This window comes from Microbulbifer agarilyticus (assembly GCF_019800665.1).
In the GTDB taxonomy this organism is placed as follows: domain Bacteria; phylum Pseudomonadota; class Gammaproteobacteria; order Pseudomonadales; family Cellvibrionaceae; genus Microbulbifer; species Microbulbifer agarilyticus_C.
Map to the genome: position 1 here is coordinate 113,000 of NZ_JAHVKO010000003.1, position 14,739 is coordinate 127,738.

Consider the following 14,739-nt stretch of genomic DNA (forward strand, 5'->3'; position numbering starts at 1 on the left):
CGGCCCCTTTTTTAAAGATGGTGCCCAGGAGAAGACTTGAACTTCCACGACCTTGCGGTCACTAGCACCTGAAGCTAGCGCGTCTACCAATTCCGCCACCTGGGCAAACAGCGCTATGCGCCGTTGAGGCTGCGCACTATAGCCGTTTTTGGCGGGGTGTCAATTGTCAGGTGTGACCGGTGAATCCTGTGATGCCTACCTGAAGGCGGGGTTTGTTGTATTTTCTTGTAGTTAAATTACAAGAATTTAGTCCGCGGCATCAAAATCTGGGCGGAAGTATGGGAGAATGCATTCCAGAAAGTAATCCGTCAGGGGGAGATATTCCATGGATCAAGATCAAAATGCACCGTTGCGGGAAGATGTTCGCCTTCTCGGCGAAGAGCTGGGAACCGTATTGCGCGGCCAGGCTGGCGAAGCATTGTTCGATACCGTGGAGACCATTCGCCAGGTCGCGGTAGAGAGTCGCGGCCAGGGTGAAATGCCTGTAGGTAAATTACGAGAGCTGCTGGATCCATTGGATGATGAGACCCTGCTGGAAGTGGCTCGCGCCTTTAGCCAGTTCCTGAACCTCGCCAATATTGCCGAGTTGCGCCACCGCGAGCGCCTGCGTCGCCAGCACGAACGCTTCCCCGGTGATCCGGATACCGACCGCGGCCTGCGTCAGGTATTGGAAGAGCTGAAGAAGTCCAACGTAGCCCCCGACCAGGTTCGCCAGGTGCTGTCAGATTTGTCCGTGGAGCTGGTACTAACCGCGCACCCGACCGAGGTAACGCGCCGTACCCTGATTCGTAAATACGACCAGATGGCGGACCTGTTGACCGGCCTCGATCGCCCGGATTGCACGCCGGAGGAGGCCGAGCGCCTGCGTCGCCTGTTGGGCGAGCAGATGTTGTCTGCCTGGTGCACCGATGAAATCCGCCGCGAGCGCCCGACGCCGGTCGATGAGGCCAAGTGGGGCTTCGCCACCATCGAGCAGTCCCTGTGGCAGGCCGTCCCCCAGGGCATGCGCGAAATTGAAGACGAACTGGCGCTCGCCGGTATTGAGCCGTTGCCCGCAGATTGGGTTCCCATTCGCTTTGCATCCTGGATGGGGGGTGACCGAGACGGTAACCCCAATGTCACCGCCAAGGTTACGCGCCGGGTCCTGAACCTGGCGCGCTGGATGGCGGCCGATCTGTATCTGCGCGATGTGGAAAACCTGCTCGCGGACCTCTCCATGCACCGCGCCAGTGAAGAGCTGCTGGCACACACCGGACCGAGCCATGAGCCGTACCGGCTGCTGTTGCGTGCGGTGCGCGATCGCCTGCGCAACACCCGTGAATTGATGGAAGCGCGTGTAAACGGTGCGGCGGAGCCGAAAGGGGAGGTGTATACCTCAAGCGACGAGCTGTATGAGCCTTTAAGCCTGATCGACCGCTCGCTGCGCGAAGTGGGGCTGGCGGCCATCGCCGATGGGCAGCTGAAAGATACGCTGCGTCGCCTCAACGGTTTTGGCATCACCCTGTTGAAGCTGGATATTCGCCAGGAGTCCACCCGCCATGCCATGGCGATTGATGCCATCACCCGCTTTCTCGATCTCGGCAGTTACGCCGAATGGGGCGAGAAGGTAAAGCAGAAGTTCCTGCTGGAAGAATTGGAAAGTCGCCGCCCGCTGATCAACGGCGCCTTCTACCAAAGTGAGTTCTGTACCGATGAGGTGCGCGAGGTACTCGATACCTGCAAGGTAATTGCGGAGCAGGGTTCAGAGGGGCTGGGTGCCTACGTCATTTCCATGGCTCGCACTTCCTCCGATGTGCTCGCGGTTATGTTGCTGCAAAAAATAGCCGGCGTGCGTGAGCCCATGCGTGTGGTGCCGCTGTTCGAGACACTGGACGACTTGAACAATGCGTTCGACACCATGCATGCGCTGTTGGAAATCCCTTTCTACCGCGAGCGGGTTAAGGCGGGCCAGGAAGTGATGATCGGCTATTCCGATTCCGCCAAGGATGCGGGCTTCCTAGGTGCCGCCTGGGCGCAGTTCCGTGCGCAGGAAGCGCTCACCCGTATATTCAAGGAGCACGGGATTCCGTTGACCCTGTTCCACGGTCGCGGCGGCTCCATATCCCGCGGTGGCTCCCCCACCCGCATGGCGCTGATGTCGCAGCCGCCGGGCTCTGTTGCCGGGCGCATTCGCGTGACCGAGCAGGGAGAAATGATTCGCTTCAAATACGGGCGCCCATCGGTTGCCGCCTACAACCTGGAGCAATATATCGCTGCAACTTTGGAGGCGACGCTGCTGCCGCCGGCAGAGCCGCGCCCGGAATGGCGCGCGGAGATGGATCGGCTGACTCAGGCCTCGGTGGGGGCGTATCGCGAAGTGGTGCGCGACGATCCGGCACTGGTGTCCTATCTGCGTACCGTTACTCCGGAAACCGAGCTCAGCCGTCTGGCGCTGGGCAGTCGCCCGGCGCGCCGCAAGCCCGGGGGTGGGGTGGAAACCCTGCGCGCAATTCCGTGGGTATTTGCCTGGACCCAGATGCGCCTGATGCTGCCGGCCTGGCTGGGTACTGGCGCGGCACTGGAAACCGGCCTGGAAAATGCACCGGATACGCTGCGTACCATGAGCGAGCAGTGGCCCTTCTTCCAGACCGTGGTGGATATGCTGGAAATGGTACTGGCCAAGTCCGACACCCGCGTGGCCCTGTGGTACGAAGAGCGCCTTACCGACGACCCTGAGCTGCAGCGCCTCGGTGTCGAGCTGCGCAGCCGTCTGGCGCGCACCGTCGCGGCCCTGAGTGAATTAACTGGCCGCGAAAGTTTGCTGGATAACAACCCGGTGATGCGCTGGTCCATCCGCGTGCGCGACCCTTATACCGATCCGCTGCACTTGCTGCAGGCAGAATTGATGGCGCGTCTGCGTACCCGTGAGGAAGATCCGGTGTTGGAAAGCGCACTGATGGTGACGATTGCGGGTATTGCGGCAGGTATGCGTAATACCGGTTAATTGTGTGGCTGTTGTGGAGTTGCTGCCGCTAGCGGCAACTCCACTGGTCTTCGAGTCGACAGTGATGTGATTTCGAAGTGGCGGAAAACAAAAAGGGGCCAACTCTTGCGAGTTGGCCCCTTTTTTAAAGATGGTGCCCAGGAGAAGACTTGAACTTCCACGACCTTGCGGTCACTAGCACCTGAAGCTAGCGCGTCTACCAATTCCGCCACCTGGGCAATTCAACGGTGTGCTCCGTTGAGGACGCGCACTATAGTGATTTGCCTTGGGGGTGTCAACGCTTTTTGCGGCGCGGTTTGTGCCCTTTTTTGTCCACTCAGTCTCTCTCGGTACACACATCCGGACGGATATTCCAAATCAACGGGGGAATTGGTCCGCAAATCGCTTATAATCGCGGCAATGTGCAACGATTTCAGTGGCCCTGTGCCGCTTCCGGCATTCGCCACTCCAAATGCTCACCTTGGACTCTTGCCCGTGAACCTCATGCCTGGGAGTAAATCCCCGGCAGGCCTCCACCGAGACCTGGCAGTTGCACCCACTTACCTTCCTGCGCCGGACGATTCCGGGGCCGCGCAGAGCGCGTGCTTAAATGCAGAACATTGGAAGCAGATTTGAATCAAGACAAAACCAACCCCTCTGCCATCTCGGATGATCCTTATGCCGAGCGCGAGGCGGAGAAATACGAAAAACCCGTTCCCAGCCGCGAGTTTCTTCTCGATGTGCTGGAGCAGCAGCCGGGCCCGGTAGCCTGGGAAACGGTAGCGGACCTGCTCTCGATCGACGATGAAGATCGCCGCGAGGGTGTGCGTCGTCGTTTGATTGCCATGAGTCGCGACGGACAGATCGCCAGCAACCGCGCTGGGGACTTCGGCGTGCTCGATAAAATGAGCTTGGTGCGCGGTCGCGTAATCGGTCACCGCGACGGTTTCGGCTTTGTGTCCGCGGGCGACGGCAGCGACGACCTGTTCCTGTCCCACCGTCAGATGCGCAAAGTTTTTGATGGCGACGAAGTGCTGGCACGAGAAACCCCCGGAGGTTTCCGTGGCAAGCGCGAAGGCGCGGTGGTGCGGGTAATCAAGCACAACACCCAGCAGCTGGCCGGACGCCTGTACCGCGAAGACGGCGTTTGCTTTGTGCGCCCGGATAACCCGCGCATGACCCTCGACGTACTTGTAGCGGAAGGCAAGTGTGCCGATGCGCAAAGTGGTCAGTATGTGGTGGTGAATATCACCACCCAGCCGGGCCGCAATAATTTGCCGCAGGGTGAGGTTGCGGAAATCCTCGGCGACCATCTTGCCCCGGGGATGGAAATCGACGTTGCCATTCGTAACTACGGTATTCCCCATAGCTGGCCCGCGGCGGTGCTGACGCAAACCGACACCATCGCCGACGAGGTACGGGAAGAAGACAAGGCGGCGCGCATCGATCTGCGCCAGCTGCCGCTGGTCACCATCGACGGTGAAGACGCGCGGGATTTTGACGATGCCGTCTACTGTGAATTGTTGCCAGATGGCAATTGGAAACTGCTGGTTGCCATTGCCGATGTATCCCATTACGTGCAGATCAATACTGCGCTGGACCAGGAAGCCCATCAGCGCGGCAACTCGGTGTATTTCCCCGACTTTGTTGTGCCGATGTTGCCGGAGAAACTCTCCAACGGTTTGTGCTCACTGAATCCGCATGTGGATCGCCTGTGTATGGTGTGCGAAATGCACATCGATCCGTCGGGCAATATCCTCAACTTCCAGTTCTTCGAAGGCCTGATGCGCAGCCACGCGCGCTTTACCTATACCCAGGTTGGAGAAATGGTTGAGGAGCGGGATAACCGCGACAGTGGTATTCGCAAGCAGTTTGCCGCGCTTACGCCACACATCGACAACCTGCACGACCTGTACGGCGCGCTGCGCGGTGCGCGCGATCGCCGCGGTGCCATCGATTTCGAAACCACAGAAACGCGGATTATTTTCGACCCAGCGCGCAAGATCGAGCGCATTGTGCCGGTGCAGCGCAACGACGCACACAAGATGATCGAAGAGTGCATGCTCGCCGCCAACGTGTGTGCGGCCGAGCTGATGGAGCTGGCGGAGTTGCCCGCGCTGTACCGCGTGCACGACATTCCCAAACAGGAGCGGCTGGAAAACCTGCGCGAATACCTGGGCGAGCTGGGCTTGCGTCTTGAAGGAGGGAGCGAGCCCCAGCCAAGCCACTATCAGGAATTGCTTTCGCAGGCAGATGGTCGCCCGGATTTCCACATTATCCAGACCATGTTGCTGCGCTCGATGAACCAGGCGGTGTATCAGCCGGAGAATCGCGGTCACTTCGGGCTCGATTATCGCGCTTACGCACATTTCACCTCGCCGATTCGTCGTTACCCGGATCTGCTGCTGCACCGCGGGCTGCGCTGGCTGGTGCGCAATGGCAGCGCCAATCCGGCAGCGGTGGCAAAGAAAGTGCGCCAGGCACCCGGTGCCCAGGTAATGGAGCGCGAGCAGATTTTGCCGTATACCGCCGTTGCCATGGTGGAATTGGGTGAGCACTGCTCGATGACCGAGCGCCGTGCCGACGACGCAACTCGCGACGTGGTCAGCTGGCTCAAGTGTGAATATTTACAGGATCATGTGGGTGAGGTGTATCGCGGTGTAATCAGTGCGGTAACCGGCTTTGGCCTGTTCGTGGAACTGGAAGACCTGTATGTGGAAGGTCTGATCCATGTCACCGCACTGCCAAAGGACTACTACCACTTCGAACAAGCGCAACAGCGCCTTGTTGGTGAGCGTAGCGGAACCCGTTTCCACCTGGGTGATGGGGTCACGGTGCAGGTGGCGCGTGTGGATCTTGAGGAGCGCAAGGTCGATTTTACCTTTGTCGAATTGCACCCGCGTCCCAGCTACCAGACCCCCAAGTATCGCAAGCCTAAAGCCGATAAAAAGGCCGATAAGAAGGCGGGCAAAATGTCCGACAAAAAATCCCGCAAGCAAGATGACAGTAAGGTTGATAAGCAGTCCGTGAAGTACAGTGTTACCGATGAGCCGACATCGGCGCCAAGTGTGAAAAGCAAGGCGAAGAAAGCGGTGAAAAAGTCCCGTTTCGGAGAGGAGTCCACCCAGGTCAGTGGCCGCGCCATGGAAATGGCCGTGGAGTTTCAGGCCGAGCGCCAACGTCGTGGTAAACACGACTTCAGCAAAGAGGCGGAAAAGGCGAGCCCCTGGGGCGGTGGGCTGAAATCCAAGCGTACCGAAAACGTTGAAGATGAGCCGCGCCCGATTCGCAAGCGCAAGGTGGGCAGCGACGACGCCGAGGTAGTGCCGCCATCAAAAGAAATCGCTACCGAAACGGAAGCCGGCGAAGAGGCTGCGCCGAAGAAGCGTCGCCCGAAGAAAACACCACCCCGTAAAGGTGGCAAGCGTCCGGCGGTAGCGGCGCGTAAAGCCGCGCAGAAGGCGGAAAAGGCCGAGTCGGCACAGCGTGCGGCCAAGAAGGCAGCGAAAAAGAAGCTGAAGAAAAAACTGGCGAAGAAATCAGGCGGGAAGAAATAAGTCGTGGCTCAGCAATTGGTTTATGGCCTGCACGCGGTGCAGGCTCTGTTAAAAAGCTCGCCCCAGCAGGTGCAGGAGCTACTGCTGTTGCGCGGCCGTCGCGATCAAAAACTGCAGAAAATTATTCGTCAGGCGGAACAGAACGAAATCGTAATTCGCTTCGTGGATCGCCGTGCGCTGGATGAAAAAGTTGCCGATGAAGGTAATCACCAGGGCGCGGTGGCCATCTGTGTGGGTGATACCAAGATTTATGATGAGCAGTTCCTGAAGTCTTTGCTGAAAGACCTGGACACCAATGGCGAAGCGCCTTTCCTGTTGATCCTCGATGGGGTTACCGACCCGCACAATCTGGGCGCCTGCCTGCGCTCCGCGGATGCGGCCGGCGTGCATGCCGTCATTGCGCCCAAGGATAAAGCCGCGGGACTCACGCCGACGGCGCGCAAGGTGGCCTGCGGTGCCGCCGAAGTGTTGCCGTTTGTTACCGTTACCAACCTGGCGCGCACACTGCAAATGTTGCAGCAAGCCGGTGTGTGGATCTACGGCGCTGCCGGTGAGGCAGAGCAGGATGTGTACCAGTCTTCTCTGACCGGGCCGTTAGCGCTGGTGATGGGTGCCGAAGGCCCTGGCTTGCGTCGTTTGACGCGGGAAAACTGCGATCACCTGATCAAAATCCCCATGGCGGGTGAGGTCAGCAGCCTGAACGTTTCCGTTGCCACAGGTGTTTGCCTGTTTGAGGCCGTTCGACAGCGTCGGGCAAATTAAGGTTGTCACCGATATTTTCATTGGCGGGGAGGTTGTTGCTTTGGTCTCCTCGCTATTCCCTGCTTCTGATCACTTCTGATGCGTACTCTCGCGCCTGTGGGTAGAAACCTGTCGCTTCTTCGCGCATCGCCCTGAGGTTTTGAGACCTGCTTTGCGCAGTTTTTCCGCTCTTTGCGCAAATAGCCTGCTTTAATTTCCTTGTCTTTCCGCTCCATTGATTGCTTTTGATGACGCGAGGTAAAGGATTATGTCAGCAAAACAAACACGCCGTTTTTCTCAAAGCAGCCCCTCTGTATTTACACGTCATGTCGTTTCTGCCGGCTTGGCTGGCTTGGCGATAGCCGCTCTGTCTGTGTCTAATTTTGCCATTGCGCAGCAAGAGGTGGCCGTACCTGATGATGGTCCAATGCTCGATGTGCAGACTGATGTGATTGACCCGGATGTGACCCTGCAGGTGGTCGAAGAGGCGCAAAGCGTCGAAGACCTGCTCAACAGCATTGAATTGCCCGAAGAGGTGCGAGAGCTCGCGGAGCAGCGGCTCGCTGCGGCGCTTGCGGCGATTAAGGCTGCGCGCGAAGCATCCCCATCTAATTCGGACGAGATGCCCAGCGATGTTGCCGAGCGCAGGGAAGCCATGCTGGCCGAGATGGCCGAACGGCGCGGTGAAATGATGGCAGATGCGCAGAATGCTGCGCTCGCCGCAAATGAACAGGCGCAGCAGGCGGTGGAGTCTGCCCGTGAGGCGGTCGAAGAAGCATTGAAAAATGGCCTCACCAGCGACGAGATGCAGGGCATGATCGAGCAGATGGTGCAGGACATTCTCGGCAGTCTGCCCGCCGGCGCGGGTGTAGACATGAGTGAAGTGGATGCACTGCTGGAATCCTTGCGAGGGGATGTGGCGACTGAGCCGGTTGATGTGAGCGACGCTACCGGTAGCTGAGTCCTTAGTTCCTTCGAATAAAACCCCGCAGGTTCACGAGGCAAGGAATGCGCGAGTTTATTAAGTTGTTTGTGCTGATCACTATGTTGGTGCTGGTGTCGGTGTTTGGTCCCGCGCGGCTGGCCGCGGCGGAGTCATCCAGCGCTGCAGGTGCGTTTAAACGTGGTGACTACCCTCGTGCGCTGGCCCTGTTCCAGCAAATGGAGCAGACCGGCGATAAAAGTGCACGGCTGAAGTTCAATCTCGGGGTCACCCTCTACAAACTGGGTCGCTACGCTGAGGCCTCCGAATATTTTTGGTTATTGGTGTCTGAGCCCAAGTGGCGTGATCTGGCGGAATATAATCTTGGCCTGGTGGCGAGCAGGCAGGGCGATCCAGCGCTTGCTGCACGCTACTTTCGCCGGGTGAGTGAACACGCGGATTCGCCCAAGCTGCAACGCCTTGCGGCGCTCCAGCTGGGGGCAAGTACGGAGCGCACATCAGTGCCGCGTCCCTGGCTTGCCATGGCCAGTGCCAACGGCGGCTTCGACAACAACCCTTACGCGGTGAAGACCGAATTACTGGGCGAAGACGCGGTCGGGGATGATAACTTTCTCGAGCTGTTTGCCTGGGGGCAGTACCGCCTTGCCGGAAATGACATCGATGGCTGGCGATTACAGGGTTACGGTTTTACCCGGCGCTACAGTGAGCTGGATAGCCTGAACCTGGGAAGTCTAAGTGCTTCGTTGATTCGCGACAGCCGTTGGCGAGGATGGCAGCTGGAGACCGGCGGTGGCGCCGAGCAGGTTTCCCTCGGCGGTGAGCAGGTGAGCCGGCAGTTGCAGCTGACCGCGCGGGCAGCGCGGGAATTCGGCGCAGTGCGGGTACAGTTGTCTTATATTCCTGCCTACTACTCAGGTGGCGAGAGTTACGCCTATCTCGATGGCTGGCGGCAGCGCTTCTCGGCGCGCGCGCGTCGCAATACGTTCGGCGCGGACCTCGGTATCTACTACCTGTATGACACCAATGATCGCGAGGATTTACAGCAGACGGCCGGGGACTATTACAGTTACTCGCCCGCGCGCCACGCTTTTGGCAGCGATGTACGCTGGCGCTTTCTCAGCCGCTGGGAGTTGCGCGCTGGCCTGGAGTATCGCTACAGCGTGTATGGCGGAACCAATCGGGTCAGTGACAGCAGCGGTGAGTTGCTCGAATACGAACGCGAGTCGGATCGTGTGAAATCCTGGGTGTCGACCCGCTATCGGCTGACGCCGCGTTTGAGCCTCGATGGCAAGCTACTGCGCATCGACAATCGGGAGAATCGTGAGATTTACGACTACGACAAGACGGAACTGAGCCTTGGTGTCAGTTACGTGTTCTGAGGGGGCATAAAGGGGTAAAAAATGAAGGGGCACAAGTGCCCCCCTACGGTGTTGTCCCGCTTGTTATTCTTCGGTCCTTGCTCGTTATTGTTATTGTTTAGAATTATTTTCGCGACCTATGCCTGTATGACGTCTGGCGCGCCAACCCCCTCAATCCATTGTTCAATTATTTCTACCACCGGCTCCGGGTTCTTGATCCAGCTCAGGTGCGGGTTGCCGTGCGGGAAGGTGGGGGCGACTTCGCGGACTTCCCCTTGAACCAGGGCCGCTAGCCGGCGAGTGGCGCCAACCGGGGCGAAGGGATCTCCTTTTATGCACAGGTGCAGCGGCTGGTGGGTTAGCGCAGCCTGCTTGGGGATACGTGCCTCCGGGGCAAAGCGGCCCCGCAGGATGCCGCTGCCCCAGTCGCGCATCAGTGTTGCCGCCTCACGGCCGCCAAAGCGCATCTGTCGCCCAGGAAAATAGCCGAGCAGGCGAGTGCTGGTGTGTGCTGCCAGTGCCGCGCCCATAATCGCCAGACGGGTAGGGCCGCGCCAGCTGCGACAGTCCAGATGACCCGCCGCCACGCTCACCACCCGCGCATCCCCGGTCAACCCGGCCCGGGCGGCCAGGGTCATGGTCTGCCCGCCGATGCTGTGGCCCAGCATCAGTGCCGGCCCGTGGCCGAGCGTGCTCTTCAGTGCCTGCAAAACCTCGGGGATCAGCTCGAAAACCAGATCGCTGTAGCCGTAATCGTTGCCCCGTCTGGGGTGCGGGGTACTTTTGCCGGTGCCCGGCATCTCGTAGATCGCGGTCTGGTACCCGCGCTCACCCAGAGTGGCGAGCAGTTGCTGGTACTTGATCGCCGGCACGCCGAGTGCCGGGGCCACCAGTACCAGTGGCCGGGCGTATGACTGGTCGGGCGGACTACTTAGTGTCAGCGGCACATTGAACCCGTGGAAGGGCAGGTTGATGGTATGGGGCTGCACCGACACAAATACCTCCGGTATAGACATGGAAAGCTGGGACCAGGAGTCAAACTATAGTCACGTTTTCTCCCGTTCCCCTTGACCGAACCACCCCACTTGCTGGGCTATTTTTCTGTCGCTAGTGACGCTTGCAGGGTGGTTGCCGCGCAGTAAGTGAGTGCTCGCAAATACCTGACTCCCGATTTGCGGCGGCCGCCGCATTGTTCAACTTGCAACCACTCCGGCAGGGGCATAGAATACGCCGCCCGCAATAGCCCCATCCCGGTGCTGTTGCGTACTCCTTGCCTCACTGGGCGGTTGCTGCACTTTTCTACTTATTAGACAGGGCGGCGGCAAGCCGGGAGGCTGTGTTAACCCGTAAGGAGCGAAAATGCGTCATTACGAAATTGTATTCCTGGTTCACCCGGACCAGAGCGAGCAGGTACCCGGCATGGTCGAGCGTTACACTGCGACCATCAAAGAAAGCGGTGGCGACGTTCACCGTCTGGAAGACTGGGGCCGCCGTCGTCTGGCTTACCCGATCAACAAGATCCACAAGGCTCACTACATTCTGATGAATGTTGAGTGTACTGAAGAAGCGCTGGCCGAACTGACCACCAACTTCAAGTACAACGACGCCGTGCTGCGCAACCTGGTAATCCGCGAAGATGAAGCGGTTACCGAAGAAAGCCCGATCATGAAGGCTGAAAAAGAGTCCCGCGAGCGCAAAGCTGCGCGCGCAGAACGCTCTGAGCGTCGCGAGCGCGCCGAACGTGAAGAATCTTCTTCCGAAGGCGCCCAGGAAGCTAAGTCTTCCGACACCACTGAAGACGAAGAGTAAGGGGATAGTCAGATGGCACGTTTTTTCCGTCGTCGTAAGTTCTGCCGTTTCACCGCTGAAGGCGTAAAGCGTATCGACTACAAAGATCTCGATACCCTGAAAGCCTACGTTTCTGAAACTGGCAAAATCGTACCGAGCCGTATCACTGGCACCAAAGCCAAGTATCAGCGTCAGCTGGCCACCGCGGTCAAGCGCGCGCGTTACATTGCGCTGCTGCCGTACACGGACAGCCACGAAGCCTAAGCATCGCTTTGCTTCGTATTGATTGTTATAGAGAAGCTATCTAGTGCGCGCTATCGCTGAATTTGCCATGCGATCGCGCGTGCGCGCGGTGATCCTCACCATGGTGGGCATCCCGCTGATCAGCCCCGCAGTGCTTGCACTGGCGGGGTTACGCCGCGGCAGTGGCGACGGCCTGTTTGTACTGGCCTGGGGTCTACTGCCGATTGTTGCCGCAGCCGGCGCGGGCTATATGTCCCCGCTGATGGCTGGCATGGCGATCACGCACTTTGTGGCTGTGTTGGCGAGTGCCCTGGTCCTGCGCGAAACCCGCGCCTGGAGCTGGACACTGGTGACGCTGACCGCAGTGACCGCCGCGGGCATCTTGGTGACCTCGCAGGTGACTGGCGGTGTACTGGGCAACCTGCTCGAGGCGGTCAATGAGGCCGCGGGCGGTGCCAGCACACCAGAAGCGCAACAGCTGGGTAAGGCATTTACCAGCGAAGCGCAGGCTACCGGTTACCTGACCTGGGTCTCGGTAATTAGCGCCATGTTGGCTCTGTTACTGGGGCGCTGGTGGCAGGCCCTGTTGTACAACCCAGGTGGTTTACAGCAGGAAATGCACAACCTGCGTATGCCGTTGCCGCTCGCAGCTGCCGGCATGCTGTTGTGGATTTACTGCCTGGTCAGTGAACACTTTGTGTTCTGGGGTGCGGTTGCCGCTTTCCCGATCATGGTGGCAGGTATCTGCTTGATCCACTGGCTGGTAGCCCAGAGGGGCTGGGGACGCGGTCCGCTGGTTGCCCTGTATGTGATGCTGGTAATTGCGGCACTGCCGCTGGCTGGTTTCCTGTGCGGACTGGCACTGATCGATAGCTGGATTGATATTCGCGCACGCGCAAGCGACAAACGCTGAGCGGCGCACAAGAACTGAAACTGAGGGTTCCGAGATGGAAGTTATTCTGCTCGACAAAGTAGGCAAACTGGGCAACGTGGGCGACCGCGTTGAAGTAAAAGCCGGTTACGGCCGCAACTTCCTGCTGCCTACCGGTAAAGCCGTACTGGCCAACGCAGCAAACGTTGCTGAGTTCGAAGCCAAGCGCGCTGAACTGGAAGCAGCTGCTGCTGCGAAAGTAGGCGAAGCTGAAGGCCGCGCTGCCCAGCTGGTTGAACTGGTTGTTACCATCGCCGCTAACGCTGGCGACGAAGGCAAGCTGTTCGGCTCCATCGGCACTCGCGATATCGCGGAAGCGATTACCGCTGCCGGTGTTGCAGTAAGCAAGGCTGAAGTGAAGCTGCCGGAAGGCGCTCTGCGTGAACTGGGCGAGTACGACGTAGACGTACAGCTGCACGCCGACGTAATCAGCAGCGTGAAGGTTGTTGTAGAAGCCGAATAAGGCTCTGCAGTTACCGAATCGCCATAGCGAGGCCTGTGGGGAACGGAATTGCCCGTTCTCCGTCTAGCCGCGCTACAATCAGGCGCTGGATTCTCCCAGCCGGTTTTCTGCCGGTGATGGAGGGTGCAGCGCCTGACTTGTTTGTGAGTCCGGCAAATGGTTTCAGCCCCCGGCGCACTTGGCTTGTGAGCCCGTGGTGGGGTAGGCCTGAAACCAATGGCCGCAACGACCGGTAGTAACACAGAGCAGCGAACAGCAGCGAACATGAACGAATACGCTCCGCAAGAAGAAGAGGCCCAGGAAGCCACCGCCAGCTCCCCGCTGCCACACTCGGTCGAGGCCGAGCAGTCGGTACTGGGTGGACTGATGCTCGACGCCAGCCGCCTGGATGCGGTTGCCGAGCAGCTGAGTGCGGAAGATTTCTTCGTCGCCAGCCACCGGGTTATTTTCGGTGTCATGCTCGAGTTGTCCGGTGGCGAGCAGCCGCTGGATATCGTTACCCTCGCGGAAGGGTTGGCCAATCGCGACCTGCTGGCCGACATTGGCGGCCCGGCGTACCTGGCCGAACTCGCGGAAAACACCCCGTCTGCCGCCAACATCGTCGCCTACGCGAAAATCGTGCGCGAGCGCTCCATGTTGCGTCAGCTGATTGCCGCCGCCGGCGAAATCAGCCGTACCAGTTTCAATCCCGGCGGACTCGGCTCCATCGATCTGCTACAGATGGCCGAGCGCCGCGTGGCCGAGATTGCCGAAGGCCGCGCCAAAGAGGGCGGCTTTGTCGGTGTCGACTCGCTGCTCAAGAAAACCGTCGAGCGTATCGACGAACTATTCAAGTCCGAGGGTGACCTCACCGGCCTCAGTACCGGCCTCACCGAACTCGATGAGCGCACCTCCGGCTGGCAGCCCGGTGAACTCATCATCCTTGCCGCCCGTCCTTCCATGGGTAAGACCGCACTGGCGCTGAACTTCGTCGAAGCCGCCATGCTCAGCCAGGAAAAGCCGACCCTGGTGTTCAGTATGGAGATGCCGTCGGACAGCCTGGTCATGCGTATGCTGTCTTCCATCGGCAAGATCGACCAGGGGCGTATCCGTAACGGCAAGCTGCAGGAAGAGGATTGGCCCAAGCTCTCCAGTGCCGTGCAGAAGATGAAGGGCAAGGGGCTCTATATCGATGATACCCCGGGCCTGTCGCCGTCAGAGGTGCGCGCGCGCGTGAAGCGCACGGTGCGCGACCACACCAACAAGCTGATGCAGGCAGACCCCAAGCTGAGCCGTGAAGATGCGGAACAGCGCGCGCTGCCGGCGATGGTGATGGTGGACTACCTGCAGCTGATGCAGGTTAAGGGCAGCACCGAAGGGCGTACTCAGGAGATCTCGGAAATCTCCCGCTCCTTGAAGGCGCTGGCCAAAGAATACGAATGCCCGGTGATTGCGCTGTCGCAGTTGAACCGGGGAGTGGAACAGCGCCCGAACAAGCGCCCGATGAACTCGGACCTGCGGGAATCCGGTGCGATCGAGCAGGATGCGGACGTGATCCTGTTTATCTACCGCGATGAGTATTACAACGAGGACAGCCCGGACAAGGGGTTGGCGGAGTTGATCATCGGTAAGCAACGTAACGGTGAGATCGGTACCTGCCGCGCGGCGTTTGTGGGTAAATTCACCCGCTTTGATGATCTGGCGCCAGAGTACTACCAAGAAGAGCACTAAAGGTTTTCGCGATCTTTATTGGTTCTTAGCACAGAAGCACAAA

The 14,739-nt window shown here is 59.2% G+C and carries 11 protein-coding genes and 2 tRNA genes; 10 read left to right on the top strand and 3 right to left on the bottom strand.

The genetic code is table 11. The features are described from left to right. Positions 1–18 precede the first annotated feature (18 nt). Positions 19–105: transfer RNA gene (locus KUV22_RS06185), tRNA-Leu, on the bottom strand. A gap of 220 nt (positions 106–325) precedes the next feature. Here KUV22_RS06185 and ppc point away from each other — a divergent pair. Then, complete coding sequence (ppc, locus tag KUV22_RS06190; RefSeq protein WP_222229422.1) at positions 326–2,983, top strand: phosphoenolpyruvate carboxylase; 2,658 nt, start codon at positions 326–328, stop codon at positions 2,981–2,983. Between the two features lie 131 nt (positions 2,984–3,114). On the opposite strand, the gene KUV22_RS06195 is transcribed toward ppc, so the two are convergent. Beyond that, positions 3,115–3,201 (bottom strand) — tRNA-Leu (locus KUV22_RS06195). Positions 3,202–3,594: 393 nt separating this feature from the next. On the opposite strand from KUV22_RS06195, the gene rnr reads away from it, so the two are divergent. The 4 genes from rnr (at position 3,595) to KUV22_RS06215 (ending at position 9,582) form a co-directional block, all read left to right on the top strand. Continuing rightward, entirely contained in the window at positions 3,595–6,519 is a 2,925-nt protein-coding gene (gene rnr / locus KUV22_RS06200) for a ribonuclease R (RefSeq protein WP_261319236.1), read from the top strand. A gap of 3 nt (positions 6,520–6,522) precedes the next feature. Further along, complete coding sequence (gene rlmB / locus KUV22_RS06205; protein WP_222229424.1) at positions 6,523–7,281, top strand: 23S rRNA (guanosine(2251)-2'-O)-methyltransferase RlmB; 759 nt, start codon at positions 6,523–6,525, stop codon at positions 7,279–7,281. 247 nt (positions 7,282–7,528) lie between these two features. Beyond that, on the top strand, positions 7,529–8,221 hold the full coding sequence (locus tag KUV22_RS06210; RefSeq protein ID WP_222229426.1) for a hypothetical protein: 693 nt from the start codon (positions 7,529–7,531) through the stop codon (positions 8,219–8,221). Between the two features lie 47 nt (positions 8,222–8,268). Further along, complete coding sequence (locus KUV22_RS06215; protein ID WP_222229428.1) at positions 8,269–9,582, top strand: tetratricopeptide repeat protein; 1,314 nt, start codon at positions 8,269–8,271, stop codon at positions 9,580–9,582. 116 nt (positions 9,583–9,698) lie between these two features. Here the strand turns inward: KUV22_RS06215 and KUV22_RS06220 are convergent, their stop codons facing one another. Beyond that, positions 9,699–10,556 (bottom strand): alpha/beta fold hydrolase, encoded by an 858-nt coding sequence (locus KUV22_RS06220; protein ID WP_222229430.1) that lies wholly within the window; start codon positions 10,554–10,556, stop codon positions 9,699–9,701. A 364-nt stretch (positions 10,557–10,920) separates the two neighbouring features. On the opposite strand from KUV22_RS06220, the gene rpsF reads away from it, so the two are divergent. From rpsF to dnaB, 5 genes are all read left to right on the top strand, one after another. After that, complete coding sequence (gene rpsF / locus KUV22_RS06225) at positions 10,921–11,370, top strand: 30S ribosomal protein S6 (RefSeq protein ID WP_222229432.1); 450 nt, start codon at positions 10,921–10,923, stop codon at positions 11,368–11,370. 12 nt (positions 11,371–11,382) lie between these two features. Then, positions 11,383–11,613: a 30S ribosomal protein S18 gene (gene rpsR, locus KUV22_RS06230; protein ID WP_010133305.1), complete on the top strand. Its 231-nt coding sequence runs from the start codon at positions 11,383–11,385 to the stop codon at positions 11,611–11,613. A gap of 67 nt (positions 11,614–11,680) precedes the next feature. Next, the gene (locus KUV22_RS06235) at positions 11,681–12,505 is read left to right on the top strand and encodes a hypothetical protein (RefSeq protein WP_261319238.1); all 825 of its coding nucleotides are present in this window, start codon (positions 11,681–11,683) and stop codon (positions 12,503–12,505) included. Between the two features lie 34 nt (positions 12,506–12,539). Further along, positions 12,540–12,986 (top strand): 50S ribosomal protein L9, encoded by a 447-nt coding sequence (rplI, locus tag KUV22_RS06240; RefSeq protein ID WP_222229435.1) that lies wholly within the window; start codon positions 12,540–12,542, stop codon positions 12,984–12,986. A 264-nt stretch (positions 12,987–13,250) separates the two neighbouring features. After that, positions 13,251–14,696 (top strand): replicative DNA helicase, encoded by a 1,446-nt coding sequence (gene dnaB, locus KUV22_RS06245; protein WP_222229436.1) that lies wholly within the window; start codon positions 13,251–13,253, stop codon positions 14,694–14,696. The last annotated feature ends 43 nt before the right edge of the window (positions 14,697–14,739 follow it).